Origin of the sequence: Nonlabens xiamenensis (assembly GCF_003865345.1) — a bacterium.
Classification (GTDB): Bacteria; Bacteroidota; Bacteroidia; order Flavobacteriales; family Flavobacteriaceae; genus Nonlabens; species Nonlabens xiamenensis.
This window is the reverse complement of the sequence record NZ_RMVE01000001.1, coordinates 906,463-921,252: the sequence shown is the minus strand read 5'-3', so window position 1 is coordinate 921,252 and position 14,790 is coordinate 906,463. Positions and strand designations below refer to the sequence as shown.

Annotated in this window: 16 protein-coding genes; 6 read left to right on the top strand and 10 right to left on the bottom strand. The window is 42.1% G+C overall.

All coding sequences use genetic code 11. From position 1 onward, the window contains the following. Positions 1-118 precede the first annotated feature (118 nt). The 6 genes from EGM47_RS04020 to EGM47_RS04000 all read left to right on the top strand — a co-directional run bounded on the left by EGM47_RS04020 (position 119) and on the right by EGM47_RS04000 (position 4,067). Positions 119-1,411 carry an APC family permease gene (locus EGM47_RS04020; RefSeq protein WP_124979456.1) on the top strand — a complete coding sequence of 431 codons (1,293 nt, stop codon included), beginning with the start codon at positions 119-121 and terminating at the stop codon, positions 1,409-1,411. 207 nt (positions 1,412-1,618) lie between these two features. Beyond that, positions 1,619-1,771, top strand: coding sequence for a hypothetical protein (locus EGM47_RS16275; RefSeq protein ID WP_164510815.1), 153 nt, complete (start codon positions 1,619-1,621; stop codon positions 1,769-1,771). A gap of 35 nt (positions 1,772-1,806) precedes the next feature. Continuing rightward, positions 1,807-2,211, top strand: a complete 405-nt coding sequence (locus EGM47_RS04015; protein WP_124979455.1) for a hypothetical protein — start codon at positions 1,807-1,809, stop codon at positions 2,209-2,211. Positions 2,212-2,333: 122 nt separating this feature from the next. Continuing rightward, complete coding sequence (locus tag EGM47_RS04010) at positions 2,334-3,023, top strand: helix-turn-helix transcriptional regulator (protein ID WP_124979454.1); 690 nt, start codon at positions 2,334-2,336, stop codon at positions 3,021-3,023. 80 nt (positions 3,024-3,103) lie between these two features. Further along, complete coding sequence (locus EGM47_RS04005) at positions 3,104-3,496, top strand: RidA family protein (RefSeq protein WP_124979453.1); 393 nt, start codon at positions 3,104-3,106, stop codon at positions 3,494-3,496. A 52-nt stretch (positions 3,497-3,548) separates the two neighbouring features. Continuing rightward, positions 3,549-4,067, top strand: a complete 519-nt coding sequence (locus tag EGM47_RS04000) for a YdeI/OmpD-associated family protein (RefSeq protein WP_240642181.1) — start codon at positions 3,549-3,551, stop codon at positions 4,065-4,067. Positions 4,068-4,370: 303 nt separating this feature from the next. On the opposite strand, the gene argH is transcribed toward EGM47_RS04000, so the two are convergent. The 10 genes from argH to ilvA all read right to left on the bottom strand — a co-directional run bounded on the left by argH (position 4,371) and on the right by ilvA (position 14,789). Further along, on the bottom strand, positions 4,371-5,651 hold the full coding sequence (gene argH, locus EGM47_RS03995; protein ID WP_124979451.1) for an argininosuccinate lyase: 1,281 nt from the start codon (positions 5,649-5,651) through the stop codon (positions 4,371-4,373). Positions 5,652-5,661: 10 nt separating this feature from the next. Next, on the bottom strand, positions 5,662-6,729 hold the full coding sequence (locus tag EGM47_RS03990; RefSeq protein ID WP_124979450.1) for a M20 family metallo-hydrolase: 1,068 nt from the start codon (positions 6,727-6,729) through the stop codon (positions 5,662-5,664). Then, positions 6,726-7,508 carry an acetylglutamate kinase gene (gene argB, locus EGM47_RS03985; protein ID WP_124979449.1) on the bottom strand — a complete coding sequence of 261 codons (783 nt, stop codon included), beginning with the start codon at positions 7,506-7,508 and terminating at the stop codon, positions 6,726-6,728. The genes EGM47_RS03990 and argB overlap by 4 nt, the downstream gene beginning before the upstream one ends. Further along, positions 7,505-8,440 carry an N-acetylornithine carbamoyltransferase gene (locus EGM47_RS03980; RefSeq protein ID WP_124979448.1) on the bottom strand — a complete coding sequence of 312 codons (936 nt, stop codon included), beginning with the start codon at positions 8,438-8,440 and terminating at the stop codon, positions 7,505-7,507. Before EGM47_RS03980 ends, argB begins: the two co-directional genes overlap by 4 nt. Then, a complete protein-coding gene (locus EGM47_RS03975) occupies positions 8,437-9,561 on the bottom strand; it encodes an aspartate aminotransferase family protein (RefSeq protein ID WP_124979447.1) in 1,125 nt (374 codons plus the stop codon). The genes EGM47_RS03980 and EGM47_RS03975 overlap by 4 nt, the downstream gene beginning before the upstream one ends. After that, positions 9,558-10,358: a pyrroline-5-carboxylate reductase gene (gene proC, locus EGM47_RS03970; protein ID WP_124979446.1), complete on the bottom strand. Its 801-nt coding sequence runs from the start codon at positions 10,356-10,358 to the stop codon at positions 9,558-9,560. The genes EGM47_RS03975 and proC overlap by 4 nt, the downstream gene beginning before the upstream one ends. A gap of 9 nt (positions 10,359-10,367) precedes the next feature. Further along, positions 10,368-11,363, bottom strand: coding sequence for an N-acetyl-gamma-glutamyl-phosphate reductase (gene argC, locus EGM47_RS03965; protein ID WP_124979445.1), 996 nt, complete (start codon positions 11,361-11,363; stop codon positions 10,368-10,370). Next, positions 11,360-12,553, bottom strand: a complete 1,194-nt coding sequence (locus tag EGM47_RS03960) for an argininosuccinate synthase (protein ID WP_124979444.1) — start codon at positions 12,551-12,553, stop codon at positions 11,360-11,362. Before EGM47_RS03960 ends, argC begins: the two co-directional genes overlap by 4 nt. Beyond that, complete coding sequence (locus tag EGM47_RS03955; protein ID WP_124979443.1) at positions 12,540-13,166, bottom strand: GNAT family N-acetyltransferase; 627 nt, start codon at positions 13,164-13,166, stop codon at positions 12,540-12,542. The genes EGM47_RS03960 and EGM47_RS03955 overlap by 14 nt, the downstream gene beginning before the upstream one ends. A 357-nt stretch (positions 13,167-13,523) precedes the next feature. After that, positions 13,524-14,789, bottom strand: a complete 1,266-nt coding sequence (ilvA, locus tag EGM47_RS03950) for a threonine ammonia-lyase IlvA (protein ID WP_124979442.1) — start codon at positions 14,787-14,789, stop codon at positions 13,524-13,526. Position 14,790 lies beyond the last annotated feature (1 nt).

Here is a 14,790-nt window from a genome sequence, read left to right as displayed (position 1 = left end):
TTATCTTTAGATGATAAACACCTGAAATGATAGACAAACACGGTCTACATCACCCGATAGTTTTTGGGAATAACCTTTAGACATTTCAGGAGGGGGAGATTTGAGAAGACAACATCCTATGAATGAAAAAATAAGTTTAAAAGATGCTATTTCCATCGGCATTGGCGGTATGGTGGGAGGTGGAATTTTTGCCGTGCTTGGCCTTGCAGTTTCATTAGCCAAAGGTGGAACACCAGTTGCGTTTTGCTTTGCAGGCTTAATTGCCTTATTAACCGCCTATTCCTATGCCAAACTTTCAAAAAAATATCCGAAAGATGGCGGTACTGTTGAATTCGTTAATAGCCAATTTGGTCAAGGAATTTTTTCAGGTGGCATTAACAATCTTCTTTGGCTCAGTTATATTGTGATGCTTGCGCTCTATGCTTCGGCATTTGGTTCTTATGGTGCCGAATTAATTTCAATCACCGGTTCAAAAAATATTGATACACATATTTATCAAACGAGCATTCTCTTGTTGGCCCTGTTGATTAACTATTTGAGTGTAAAATTAGTGAGCGGCATAGAGTCTGTTGCAGTTATCATTAAACTACTGATTTTAATAGCTTTTATAGGTATAGGCTTTTACGGACTCTCAAACCATCCAGAAAATTTACATCAGCTTTCACCACCAAATTGGGAAAACCCACTACTCCTGCTCTCCGGCGGAATGGTAATTTTTGTAGCCTATGAAGGTTTTGAGCTGATTGCCAACTCGATTTCCGATCTGAAAAACAGAGATAAAAATACCGAAAAGGCTTATTTTGGAGCAGTGGGGTTTGTTATTGTCCTATATATCTTGATTGCTATCGTTACCGTAGGTGCTTTACCTTTCAATCAAATTGCAAGCGCTCAAGATTACGTTTTGGCCAAGGCTGCTGAACCAACCTTGGGGCATATTGGCTTTACAGTAATTACTATAACAGCCCTGATATCAACATTTTCTGCCATTAACGCCACTGTTCTAGGTAGTGGTCGTGTCAATTACGATATTGCCAAAGACAACGAATTACCAAAATATTTTTGCCACAAATTTTGGGGTAAACCAATAGGATTTTTGGTAACCGCCATTTTATCTGTTGCATTGGTCAACCTTTTCAATTTACAAAGCATATCTACCGCAGGAAGTGCTGGTTTTCTCTTGATTTTTGCAGTGGTCAACTTTATTGGATATAAAAAACACAAAGAATTAAACTCTAAAAAATGGATACACCTCTTGGCTGGTGTGTTGTGTATTTTAGCATTCATAACGCTATTAGTTCAGCAATTTGGGACAAATAGTATAGGTGTAATCGTCGCTGTTGGAATAATTATATTTTCATTCTTACTTGAATTCTTCTACAAAAAGAGGCAGGCCCATAAAGAACTGAGTTAAGAACACTTTCTTCAGCACTTTTTAATTCAGCACATGGTTGTTATTCTGCTTGCATTACATCCAACAGGTGATCGCTTATTTCCAGCCCTGCTTTTCATATTCGGAAGAAGTCTGATGCAATGCATTCGAGAAAATCCCCAGTATAGGTATTGTAGCATAAAACCCTGAATAATAGTTTTAGAGGAATAATTATCAACCTATAAATTTATGAAAACTCAAAATCTATTGATTTGTTTTATGTTCCTTTTTGTCGGAATGTATTCATTTGGACAGACCATTGCCAAAGACAATATGAAAAGTACAAAGGGAGAGACCAGAGCCAAAGGTCGTATCACCTGTACAAATCTGGCGACAATTTAAAATTAGACGTAAGCTTTGATGTTAGAAGAAGTGGGATGTCAGGCACTGGAAAAGGTGCTTATGGTCTAGTTATTTTTGATGAAAACTTTGAACCAGTTTTTAAGATTAAAAAAGGACTGACTGTCGGAGCGAAAGTTCCTCAAGGGACGAATTCAAAAAAATGGAAGAAAAATCTTACTATTACTAGAGAGAAAGTAAAAAAAATGGAAAAAGAGGGTGTTATTCTAGCATTTAACGTCAATGCTGTTTCTGACAAGTTAGGTATTCCAACAAGTCATGATGAATGGAAGGATGCTGTTACCGAGACGCTATCGCTTGGCAAGGAAATTATGGAGCTAACGGTTGGCGAATCGATGGAAAGAGGAGATTGGAAGTTTATAAAATTATTAGCTGTGGAAGTTAGAAAAACGCAGGACAATATAGACTGGTATAAGCAATAGCGATTTAAGTGTTTACTTGGATCGTTTTTGCGTTAAAAAAGTATCTTGCTTTCTGAAAACTTAGTGATTAAAGCCCGTAAATTTCCCATACCACACAGGGAACAACGACCGAGAAATAAAGAATGAACGAAAATGAAACAAAACGACTTCCACGATTGACTGCCATTTTAACGCAGTTGCAAACGAAGCGACTTTTGACTTCAACAGAATTAGCCAACAAGTTTTCGGTAAGCGTTAGAACAATCTATAGAGACATTCGAGCATTGGAACAAGCTGGAGTTCCCATCATCACAGAAGAAGGCAAAGGCTATTCATTAATGGAAGGTTATCAAATTCCGCCAGTAATGTTTACTGAATCTCAGGCCAACGCATTAATCACAGCCGAACAATTAGTATTAAAAAACAAAGATGCTTCCTTTGTAAAAGAGTATTCAGAAGCAATTGAAAAAGTCAAAGCGGTTTTGAAATACAATCTTCAAGACAAAGTCAATTTGTTATCTGAAAGGACAAGATTCAGTCAAAACCTGAATCGCGAAAGAAACAGTAACAATTTATCCGAATTACAATTTGCCTTGACTAATTTTCTACTTGTCAGTGTTGACTACTTAAATGCTGACAACAAGCCCACCTCTCGAATTTTAGAACCATTTGCCCTTCTAAGCACGGAAAATTGGTTGTTAGTTGCTTACTGCCGTTTACGGAAAGAATTTCGGTTTTTCCGTTTAGACAGAATTAAAAAATTACAAGTGCTCAACGAATATTTTGAACCACACAAAATGACCTTGCAAGAGTATTTTGATAAATATTATTAGGCTTATTTCCACCCCTGACATAGGGCTGTCACAACTCCAATTTAGTTTTGTCTCAAGTTAAATGAGTAAAATATTTTAAAATGGAAAAAAGAACGATTGACCCTTGGAAATGGGGTGAACAAACTAACTCTGCACAAGCTGTAGAAGTAAAAAAGGTAGAAGGAACTTTGTACTGTTCCGGCCAGGTTGCCATCGACGAGAACGGTGTGCCAAGTACCGCAGATATGCGTTCTCAATTAATTCAAACCATTCGGAATTTAGAAACGCTGATCAATGATGCCGGATATGAATGTAAAAACATTGTAAGACTCAATGTCTACACAACTTCAACACAAGATTTTTTCACAACATGTATGGATGTGTATGTGCCTTTTTTACAAAAGTACGGTATAAAACAAGCAACAAGCTTACTTGAAATTAAAGCACTTTTCGCTACTTTGACAATAGAATTAGAAGCCACAGTTGTCAAATAAAAACATAGATACATTTTGTCCAACAAGCCGTACAGATTGGCGAAATTGGTTAGTGGAAAATCACAAAACCAAGACATCTGTATGGCTCGTGTTTTATAAATACAAGTCAGAAAAGAAATCTATTAGTTGGAGTGATGCGGTGGATGAGGCTCTGTGTTTTGGTTGGATTGATAGCAAAAAACAGACCATTGACGAATTCAGTTATCGGCAATATTATTCAAAAAGAAAACCGAAGAGTACTTGGTCAAAATTCAACAAGGAGAAAGTAGAACAACTCATTAAAATTGGTTTGATGAAAGAATCTGGTTTGAAAAGTATTGAAGTGGCAAAGCAAAACGGTTCTTGGACAATTTTAGATGAAATAGAGCAATTGATCTTGCCACAAGACTTACAGGAAGCATTGATGAGTTCTAAAAATACTTTTGATTACTTTGACAGGCAAAGCAAATCCACCAAAAAAATGTTATTGTATTGGGTAGTTTCTGCCAAGCGACAAGAAACCAGACAAAACCGCATTGATGAAATTGCAAAATTGGCAAGCAACGGACAAAAGCCGAAACAATTCAGATAAATAAAAATTAGCTAACAATACCAAGCATAAGCAATAGCGGTGTGATTATAAACTTGAATCCCTTTTTCTCTTCACTTAAGTATTTTACAAATTGAAAAGTGGGTAGCTTAAAATCCCTTTATAGTGATATACGTCGCTGTTAAACCACATTAAATGGAAGAATCAAAATCTGTACAAAAGAAGTTTAAAAACATACAACTTCCATTTTATAAGGGCAGAATTGTAGTAAGCAACTTTTAAATGAATCATTTGTAACATGCTGAAGTCAATACTGGACTATAAATGGTAAAACCTTCCTTTGTCCTAAGCCTGATCAGGAAACTTACTGCGTATTTGGTCCAGACCCAGGTTGCCCATACTTCCTAAATGGGTATGCTGCTTGGACCGATCTGGCACATAACTGCCCTCCTGTACTTGTTGGCCGATCTGTTGGTAGGCATCTCTAAAACTGGCACCTTCCACGACCAACTGGTTGATGTTGTCTACGGTAAATAAGTATTCATATTTGGGCTCGTTTAGATCAATATCCTTGATAATAATCTGACGGATCGCATAATCAAAAATATCCAAGACCTCCTTAAGATCTTCTATGGTCTGTATCAGATTTTCCTTCAATAATTGGAAGTCTCTATGGTACCCGCTAGGAAGGTTATGGGAGATCAAGAGCATTTCGGTTTGTAGTGCCTGTATCTTGTTGCATTTCCCCCTGATCAGTTCAAAAACATCTGGATTTTTTTTATGTGGCATTATACTACTCCCAGTAGTCAATGCATCCGGAAAACTGATAAATCCAAAATTCTGGCTCATATATAAGCACACATCCATAGCGGCCTTGGACAAGGTTTGCGCAATTTGCCCCAGACTGGAAGCAATGATGCGCTCATTTCTTCCCCTGGTGAGTTGGGCAGCTACTACATTGTATTTTAGCTCAGCAAAATTTAATTGATCCGTGGTAAATTCCCGGTCAATAGGAAATGAACTCCCGTAGCCAGCTGCACTTCCCAGCGGATTCTGATCCACCACTTTCAAAGTAGCGTCCAGCATATAAACATCGTCAACCAGTAATTCTGCATAAGAAGAAAACCACAAACCAAAAGAGGACGGCATGGCTACCTGCAAATGTGTATATCCAGGAAGAAGCTTGTCTTTGTAGGTTTCGGCTAGCGACAATAAGGTCTCAAACAACTGATGAACCTGGCCTCTGATTTGACTAAGGTTATCTTTATAATACAATTGCAAAGCCACCAATACCTGGTCATTTCGGGATCTGGCCGTGTGGATTTTTTTGCCTACTTCACCCAATTGTTCGGTGAGTTCGTATTCAATTTTGGAATGAATATCCTCAAATTCATCATTGATGACAAAAGTTCCTTGCTCCAACTCCTGATCGATCCGGTCCAACCCTAACTCTAGTTGGTTTAATTCGGCTTCTGATAGCATCCCTACCTTTTTAAGCATTCGGGCATGCGCTCGAGATGCCTGCACATCATAAGTTGCGATGTATAGATCTGTTTGGCGGTCGTTTCCCACGGTAAATTGCTCCATTTTTTTATCGATGGCCAAGCCCTTTTCCCAAAGTTTCATAAAAGGTATATTATAAGATTTGCTGTAATATTTTGATATAAAGATCTATTCCCTCTTCAATTTCTGAAAGATAGATGAATTCGTCCGCGCTGTGTGACCTGGTACTATCGCCGGGACCTAATTTCAAGGAAGGTACGGTCAAACAGGCCTGATCAGAAAGGGTTGGTGAGCCATAAGTTTCCCTACCCAATGCCAATCCGGCTTGAACGAGTTCGTGGGAAACCGGGATCGAACTTGAGTTGAGTCTTAAGCTTCTGGCTTTGATTCGATCACAGGGCGCTTCTGTTTTCAGCAATTCAGCGATCTCCTGATTGCTGTATAAATCATTCACTCGTACATCTACCACCAGGTGCACCTCAGAAGGTATCGCATTATGTTGTACACCAGCATTGATTTGGGTCAAGGTCATCTTCACCTCTCCCAATTGATCTGAGATCCGTTCAAATTTATAATCCCGCAACCATTCCTGTAATGCAATGGAATTATAAATGGCATGATTGTCATTCGGATGTGCCGCATGTCCAGGAGTTCCTTCTACATAAACATCAAAGACCACGAGCCCCTTTTCGGCTACAGCCAACTGCATTTGAGTGGGCTCACCCACAATAGCTACATCGATGGGCGGTATGACCTCCAACATACTGTTCAAGCCGTTAGGACCGCTGCTTTCTTCTTCTGCACTGGCGACGATCACGAGATTATAAGCCAAATCATCTTGATGATAGAAATAAGCAAAGCTGGCCAGCAAGGATACCAAACAACCGCCGGCATCATTACTGCCCAAGCCATACAATTTGCCATCTACCAACACCGGATCAAATGGATCCTTGGTGTAGGCTTTGTTGGGTTGGACCGTATCGTGATGTGAATTGAGCAGCACCGTAGGTTTGGTTGCATCAAAATCTTTGTTCACCGACCAAATATTGTTCTGCCTACGTTGGTATTTGATGTCCTGGTCAGCCAGCCACCGCTCAATGAATAGGGCTGTATTCTGCTCTTCTCCAGAAAAGGATGGGGTACTAATCAGGTTTTTAAGCAATTCTATGGCGCTGACGGTAAGTTGGTTTTGCAGATTCATAAGCTTATTCTTGTACATTTATAATGTGGGTCACTTAGGATTTCCGGATGACCCAGGCTGATCTTTTCTACGCCATGATTCAAGGCATAAAAGCAATTTTTCAATTTTGGCAACATACCATCAGCGATGACACCTTGCTTTTTTAACCGGTCATAGTCTTTTTGATTCAATTGGGTCACCAGACTATCCTCATCTGATATATCCAGTAAGACTCCTGGTTTTTCGAAGCAATAGATCAGGCTGGTTGTATAAAATTCTGTCATCGCCACCGCGATTTCAGCCGCCATGGTATCTGCATTGGTGTTGAGTAATTGTCCGTTTCCATCATGGGTAATGGCACAAAATACAGGAACAACTGGCTGCGCTCCTTCCAGCCATTGGCTTAAAAAACCTGCATTGACTTTCTTTACATCACCCACCCAACCGTAATCCACAGGATCCACTGATCTTTTTTTGGACCTGACCAAGTCGGCATCCGCCCCAGTGAGTCCAATGGCCATACATCCAAAAGCTTGCAATTTAGCCACCATGAATTTATTTGTTTTACCAGCGTATACCATTACAGCTACTTCTAGCATATCGGTGTCGGTGATACGCCTTCCTTCCAACATCTGCACCTCCAAATCCAGCTTTTTGGCCAAAGCAGTAGCTGCACGTCCACCGCCGTGGATCAGGATTTTAGGACCCTGGATCCCAGCAAAATCAACCAGTACCTTTTTTAAGGCTTGGTCATCATCGATCAGGTGGCCGCCAATTTTCACAATCGTCAATGCCTTCATAGCTTTTCCAATATATTTTTCAACACGACTTGGGCTGAAAAGGTCCTGTTTCCCGCCTGTTGAATCACCAGGGACTGATCACTATCCAATACGGCATCTTCCACGACTACATTTCGGCGTACTGGCAAACAATGCATGAACCGGGCATGATTTAGTTTGTCGGTCGTCATCATCCATGATGGATCCTGCGATAACACCTTGCCGTAATTCTCAAACGAACTCCAGTTTTTTACGTAGACAAAATCTGCTTGCTCCAGCGCTTTTTCCTGATCGTAGATCACCGGAGTACCTTGCACAATGTTAGGGTCGAGTCCGTAGCCTTCAGGATGGGTAATACTTAGATCTACCTCAGCACGCTGCATGATTTGGATAAAAGAATTGGCCACCGCATGGGGTAAGGCTTTGGGGTGTGGCGCCCAAGACAATACCACCTTCGGTTGCTTTATGGTTTTGTTTTCTTCAATCGTGATCAAGTCTGCCAGTGCTTGCAGCGGGTGCTGGGTTGCGCTTTCCATATTGACCACAGGGATGCCAGCATATTTGATAAATGACTTCAACACCATTTCCTGTTGGTCGGCCTGTTTATCGGTCAGGCTGGGGAAAGCGCGAACAGCTAGCACGTCTGCGTATTGCGCAATTACTTGTGCGGCTTCCCTTACATGTTCAGAAGTATCGGCATTCATTATACTGCCATCGGCAAACTCGAGTTTCCAAGAGTCCGTAACGTTGAGTATTTGTACATCCATTCCCAGATTCTTGGCCGCATTTTCCGTACTCAGCCTGGTGCGTAAGCTGGCATTAAAAAAAAGCATCACCAGCGTTTTTCCTTTACCTAGAGTTTCAAAAGCACGTGGATTTCGCTTGAGCGAAAAGGCATCTTTAACCAAACTGTCCAACTCGCTGATATCCTGTATAGAGGTGTAATGCTTCATAAAGATGCTTTTAAGGCTTGAAAAAATCGATCCCAGTGTTGTGTTTGAACGGTCAATGGAGGTAGTATACGCAAGAGGTTAGGGTTTTTGGCACTTCCAGTAAAGATATGGTGCTCATAAAGTAGCTTTTTACGCAAATCAGACACTGGATAGTCAAACTCCAGACCCAGCATCAATCCGCGTCCCTTTAACTTCTTAATGGCCGGAATTTGCTCGACTTGTTGCTGCACATACGCCTGCTGCTGCTTGACATTTTTCATTAATTGTTCTTGCTCCAATACTTTCAGAACACTTAATCCAGCGACACAAGCCAAATGATTTCCACCAAAAGTGGTTCCCAACAACCCATGGGAAGCTTTAATGGAAGGATGGATTAAAATTCCGCCGACGGGAAAGCCATTACCCATACCTTTGGCCATAGAAATAATATCGGGTTCCAGACCGTGTTTTTGAAAGGCAAAGAATTCGCCACTGCGTCCAAAGCCCGACTGCACTTCATCAGCGATCAGCAGGCATTGATATTTTTTGCACAACCGCTGTAACTCCTTGAAAAATTCTCCTGCACCCTCGTCCAGACCACCCACGCCTTGAATACATTCCACGATTACCGCACAGCAATCCTTTCGCGAAAGCGCTATTTCTACCACCTCAAGATCCCCTAAATCGACCAGTTCCACTTGTTGCTGCCGATTGAGTGGGGCAATAATTTTTTGATTGTCTGTAGCTGCTACAGCGGCTGATGTACGTCCGTGAAATCCATTTTTAAAAGCAACAATTTTAGCTTTTCCTGTGTGAAAGGAAGCGAGTTTTAGCGCGTTTTCATTAGCTTCTGCGCCAGAGTTACATAGGAATAACTGGTAGTTGGCACAATCTGAGGCCTTAACCAGGGTCTCGGCATACTTAGACTGCAGCGGATTTTGAACCGCATTGCTATAAAAAGCCAATTGGTCCAATTGGGATTTTAGAGCCTTTACAAATTCTGGATGGGAATGGCCGATGGAAATCACCGCGTGACCACCGTAGAGATCAAGGTACTCATTACCCGATTCATCATAAACATAAACATCACGGCCTTTTACCGGATTTACATCGAATAAAGGATATACATCAAATAAGCTCATATCTGTCTCTCCTTGATATTATTAATTTTTTGAAAGGACGCGATCATTCCCTGAATAAGCGAAGAGCTCAGGCCTTTGTGTTCCATTTCGTTCAAGCCTTCAATTGTACATCCTTTGGGTGTAGTCACCTTGTCGATTTCTTCTTCAGGATGGTTCCCTGTATGGATAAGCAGGTTGGCGGCCCCTTCAGCCGTATGCATGGCTAACATTTGCGCTTCTTTGGCATCAAAACCCAATTGGATAGCCGCTTGGGTGCTGGCCCTGATCAAACGCATCCAAAAAGCAACGCCACTGGCACATACCACAGTGGCTGCCTGCATTTGCTCTTCAGGGATGACAAGGGTTGCTCCCAGTCTGTTAAAAATCGCCTGAGCCACTTTGATGCGTTGTTTTCCTTGTTCGCTACCACACAAACAGGTCATGGATTTACCGACGGCAATCGCTGTATTGGGCATCGCGCGGATAATATATCGATCTGCCCCAAGTGCCTCTTCCAGTCCCTGCAGCGTAAACCCAGTAACTGTAGAGATGAATACGTGATTATCGTGGAGTAAATGAACAGATTGTTCTAAGATATCTTTAAGGTGTGCGGGCTGCACAGCATAAATAATGATATCGCTGTTAGAAATGGCCTTTTCATTGTCTGATGTGATATGAACACCTTTAAAATCGGCAAATTCCTGCAAATCGGCTGTATTTCTTTTAGTGAGATACAAGCTGGTGATGGCATTCGTATCAATCAAGCCTTTGGCGATTGACCTGCCCAAGTTTCCGGTTCCTATAATCGCTATTTTCATGCTGTAGTTTTAAAAAAAGTTGGCTTTTAATTGGAGTCCCTGTTCTTCTGGGAAACCCAACATCAAATTCATATTCTGAATGGCTTGTCCTGAGGCCCCCTTCAGCAAATTATCAATGATACTGGTGATCAATACGTATTTCCCATGTTTTTCAAGGTGAAGAAAACACTTATTGGTGTTCACTACTTGTTTGAGGTGCAAAGGTGATGCAGCGCAGTGTACAAAGGCAGCATCTTTGTAACAATCAGCATAAATTTGCTTGATCTCTTCTAGACTGGCCTCAACTTCTGTATATGAAGTAGCAAAAATCCCCCTGCTGAAGTTCCCTCTATGGGGCAAAAACATCAAGGAGCCTATAGCTGCAGATTGTTGAGCAGACAGGCTCTCTTGGATCTCGTCCAGATGCTGGTGCTGGAAAGCCTTATAATGGGAAAAATTATTGTCCCGCCAGGTAAAATGCGTAGTAGGAGAAAGACTGGTTCCTGCACCAGTTGCACCTGTCACCGCGTTGATATGGACGTCTCTGGTTAAATATCCAGAGGATGCCAGGGGAAGTAAAGCCAATTGGATGGCCGTGGCAAAACAACCTGGATTGGCAATATATTGAGCCTTCTGCACCTTTTCTCGTTGCCATTCACTTAGCCCATAAACAAATGGGCTGGGATGACTTTTCCCTTTTAATAGCGGGTTTGCATCACGCTCAAGGCGAAAATCGTTGCTCAAATCAATGATCCGGGTAGTTGACGAAAACTCATGGGTAGTCAGGAACTCTTTAGAGTTTCCATGGCCTAGGCAAAGAAACAATACCTCAACCTCAGCATTGATTTGATCCGTAAAGTCTTGATCCATCGATCCCAAAAGATCTTGATGAATATGATGAATGGGGTTACCCGCATTGGAGGTAGAAAAAACGAAATCAAGCTCAACCTGCGGATGATTCAGCAACAACCGGATGAGTTCGCCAGCGGTATATCCCGCTCCTCCTATAATTCCTACTTTTATCATGAGGCATTAATTTGGTGATATACTTTATTGCTATTCCCCAGAATCTTGATAAAACCTCTGGCTTCCTGAGCATTCCATGCCGTGTTTTCTTCGCCATAAGTACCAAATTCTGCATTCATCAAATCTTGGTTGCTTTCCACACCTTCCAGGCTAAAGTGATATGGTTTTAAACGTACAAATACTTCCCCACTTACCTGCCGCTGACTGCTTTGTAAAAAAGCTTCCATATCCCTCATCACCGGATCCAGATACTGACCTTCATGAAGGTGCATTCCGTAGAAATTGGCCAGATAATCTTTATGCTGCAACTGCCATTTGCTGAGCACATGTTTTTCCAGTAAGTGATGTGCTTTAATAATCACCAAGGCGGCTGCCGCTTCAAAACCAACCCGGCCTTTGAGTCCAACAATGGTGTCCCCCACATGGATATCCCTGCCGATGGCATAAGCGCTTGCCTCGTTCTGTACCATTTGAATAAGCGCAACCGCAGTTCCGGTCTGTCCATTGACAGCGGCAAGTTCGCCATGTTGGAAAGAAAGTTGGAGCTCTTTGGGTTGGGTTTGATTCAACTGCGAGGGATAGGCTTCCTCCGGTAATGGATGTCTGGAAGTCAGGGTTTCGGATCCACCCACGCTGGTTCCCCATAATCCCTTATTGATGGAATACTGGGCTTTTTCCCAGGACAGATCGATTCCTTGTGCTTTGAGATAGTCGATTTCCTGCTTTCGCGAAAGCGATTGATCCCTTATGGGGGTGATAATTTCTATGGCTGGAGCCAGAGTTTGAAAGATCATGTCAAATCTCACCTGATCATTACCAGCTCCAGTGCTACCGTGAGCGATATAGGCAGCATCTATTTTTTTTGCATGGGTTACAATCTCGACGGCTTGCACTATACGCTCAGCACTGACCGATAAAGGATAAGTATTGTTTTTAAGTACATTTCCATAAATAAGGTATTTGACCACTTTTTGGTAAAAGGTCTCTACCGCATCGATAGCTGTAAAAGAAGCCACCCCCATTTTTATGGCATTGGACTCAATCGTCTTGATCTCATCGGTTGAAAAGCCACCGGTATTCACGCATACGGCATGTACTTCATAGCCGTGTTCCCTGGAAAGGGAGACAGCGCAGTAAGAGGTATCCAAACCACCACTATAGGCCAATACCAATTTCTTATTTTTTTTCATGGGAATCATTTTTAAGGATCAAGTGTTGTTTAATTTGTTTGAGCCGATCGAAAACCGATTTTTTGATGGGCTTGGTGTTGTTGGAGGCCTGTTTTTCTGGATCATAAATCATCCCGGTACACAGACACATGCGCTGTTCAGTACGCTGGAGGATATCGTAATTCTTACAGGTTTGACAACCGTTCCAGAATTGTTGGTCATCGGTGAGTTCTGAGAAAGTTACCGGACGATAGCCCAAATCACTGTTCATTTTCATCACTGCTAATCCGGTAGTGATGCTGAAAATTTTGGCTTCTGGGAATTTTTCCCTAGAAAGTAGAAAAACGCGTTTCTTGATCAATTTGGCCAGTCCCTGGTTGCGGTAATCCGGATGAACGATCAATCCAGAATTAGCGACAAATTTTCCGTGTCCCCATTGTTCTATATAGCAGAAGCCGGCAAACTTTTCGCCATCCAAGGCTATGACGGCATTCCCGTTTTGCATTTTGGTGCGGATATATTCTGGGGTGCGCTTGGCAATCCCGGTACCGCGCACTTTGGCGGCCTCGGCGATGGTATCACAGATGATAGGCGCATAAATGGTATGTTGACTATGGGCAATAACGATGTCCATGGTAATCGATTTGAGTGAATGAAAAAAAGCTGACTTGAAAAGAAGAACCGGACGCACCTGGTTCCCGATAAATGCTACACCCTTACGGGCGGCGATTCAACACACAGCGCAACAAAGGTGCCCCCTTGGAATTAAAGGGTTTGATACTGCTTAAAAATATGTGAGAAGAAAAAGTCAATGTGATAAGAATGAATAGTGAGAAAATACGGCCTGATTAAAAACGGCGACGGCGCTCCCTGCGGCGCAAGGGCATCGGTATTTTTTCCATATTCAGTGACTGACTCATAAAGTAAAAGTACTCTATTTTTTTAATTGACAAAAACATAACTGCAGATTTTAAGCTTATTATAATGGTTATCAGACCAGGAATTCAAAGAGCGTAGGATTATCATTCAGATAATCACCGTAAAAGTTCAAAGCTTTCATACGTTCCACGAGCGCGTCAAAATCTGCGGTATCCTTGAGTTCTATACCGACTACTGCCGATCCATTGATGCGGTTTGTTTTCTTGGTATATTCAAAATGAGTGATATCATCGTTTGGGCCCAAGACCTTTTCTACAAACTCTCTCAAAGCACCTGCCCGCTGTGGAAAACGAATGATAAAATAGTGTTTGAGCCTGGATTCCAGCAAAGCGCGTTCTTTGATTTCGGCCGTACGGGTGATATCGTTATTGCTTCCACTGATCACACATACTACATTCTTTCCCGTAATCTCTTGCTTTAGTTCGGCCAGGGCGGTGATGGACATGGCTCCTGCAGGTTCCACCACTATGGCCTGGCTGTTATATAAATCCAAGATGGTTTGACAAATGGCGCCTTCAGTCACTGCGATCACTTGAGATAGGTTTTGCTGGCAGATACCAAAATTACGATCTCCCACCCGCTTGACTGCTGCACCATCTACAAAGCTATCTATATGGGTTAAGGTAGTATTGACCTCATTGAACAATGAAGTACCCATTGATGGAGCTCCTTTGGGTTCAACCCCAATGATCTTGGTCGTTGGTGATAAATATTTAAGCACGCTAGACACGCCAGCGCTCAATCCACCTCCTCCAACAGGCATGATGACGTAGTCTACCGGCACTTTGGCTTGGTCAATAATTTCCAAACCAACTGTAGCCTGACCTTCAATCACTTGCTCATCGTCAAATGGGTGGATAAAAGTCATCCCAGCTTTTTTATTCTTTTCCATGGCAGCGGCATAAGCATCATCATAGGTATCACCTTGCATAAGGATAGTGATGTAGCTGCCCCCAAACATTCTGACCTGCTCAATTTTTTGGACAGGCGTAGGCGTGGGCATATAAATTACACCTTTACACTGTAGCAGTTTGCAGGACATAGCGACCCCTTGTGCATGATTGCCAGCACTGGCACAAACCACTCCTTTGTCCAGCTGTTCTTTGCTCAATGAGGAGATTTTGTTATAGGCTCCCCTAATTTTATAAGATCTGACAGGCTGTAGATCTTCTCGTTTAAAATAAACCGAGCAATCCCACTGGTCAGAATACCAGGCATTTAATTCCAAAGGTGTACGACAGGCCACGTCTTTCAGCCGTAAAGCAGCCTTCCGGATGTCTTCCAGTTTTGGATAATAGGCAAGTCGTTTGTCGTTCATG

What these genes read in the sequence shown, in the direction of transcription:
- EGM47_RS04020 (WP_124979456.1), top strand. Translation starts at nt 119, where the DNA reads ATGAATGAAAAAATAAGTTTAAAAGATGCTATTTCCATCGGCATTGGC.
- EGM47_RS16275 (WP_164510815.1), top strand. Translation starts at nt 1,619, where the DNA reads ATGAAAACTCAAAATCTATTGATTTGTTTTATGTTCCTTTTTGTCGGA.
- EGM47_RS04015 (WP_124979455.1), top strand. Translation starts at nt 1,807, where the DNA reads ATGTCAGGCACTGGAAAAGGTGCTTATGGTCTAGTTATTTTTGATGAA.
- EGM47_RS04010 (WP_124979454.1), top strand. Translation starts at nt 2,334, where the DNA reads ATGAACGAAAATGAAACAAAACGACTTCCACGATTGACTGCCATTTTA.
- EGM47_RS04005 (WP_124979453.1), top strand. Translation starts at nt 3,104, where the DNA reads ATGGAAAAAAGAACGATTGACCCTTGGAAATGGGGTGAACAAACTAAC.
- argH (WP_124979451.1), bottom strand. Translation starts at nt 5,651, where the DNA reads ATGAAACTTTGGGAAAAGGGCTTGGCCATCGATAAAAAAATGGAGCAA.
- EGM47_RS03990 (WP_124979450.1), bottom strand. Translation starts at nt 6,729, where the DNA reads ATGAATCTGCAAAACCAACTTACCGTCAGCGCCATAGAATTGCTTAAA.
- argB (WP_124979449.1), bottom strand. Translation starts at nt 7,508, where the DNA reads ATGAAGGCATTGACGATTGTGAAAATTGGCGGCCACCTGATCGATGAT.
- EGM47_RS03980 (WP_124979448.1), bottom strand. Translation starts at nt 8,440, where the DNA reads ATGAAGCATTACACCTCTATACAGGATATCAGCGAGTTGGACAGTTTG.
- EGM47_RS03975 (WP_124979447.1), bottom strand. Translation starts at nt 9,561, where the DNA reads ATGAGCTTATTTGATGTATATCCTTTATTCGATGTAAATCCGGTAAAA.
- proC (WP_124979446.1), bottom strand. Translation starts at nt 10,358, where the DNA reads ATGAAAATAGCGATTATAGGAACCGGAAACTTGGGCAGGTCAATCGCC.
- argC (WP_124979445.1), bottom strand. Translation starts at nt 11,363, where the DNA reads ATGATAAAAGTAGGAATTATAGGAGGAGCGGGATATACCGCTGGCGAA.
- EGM47_RS03960 (WP_124979444.1), bottom strand. Translation starts at nt 12,553, where the DNA reads ATGAAAAAAAATAAGAAATTGGTATTGGCCTATAGTGGTGGTTTGGAT.
- EGM47_RS03955 (WP_124979443.1), bottom strand. Translation starts at nt 13,166, where the DNA reads ATGGACATCGTTATTGCCCATAGTCAACATACCATTTATGCGCCTATC.
- ilvA (WP_124979442.1), bottom strand. Translation starts at nt 14,789, where the DNA reads ATGAACGACAAACGACTTGCCTATTATCCAAAACTGGAAGACATCCGG.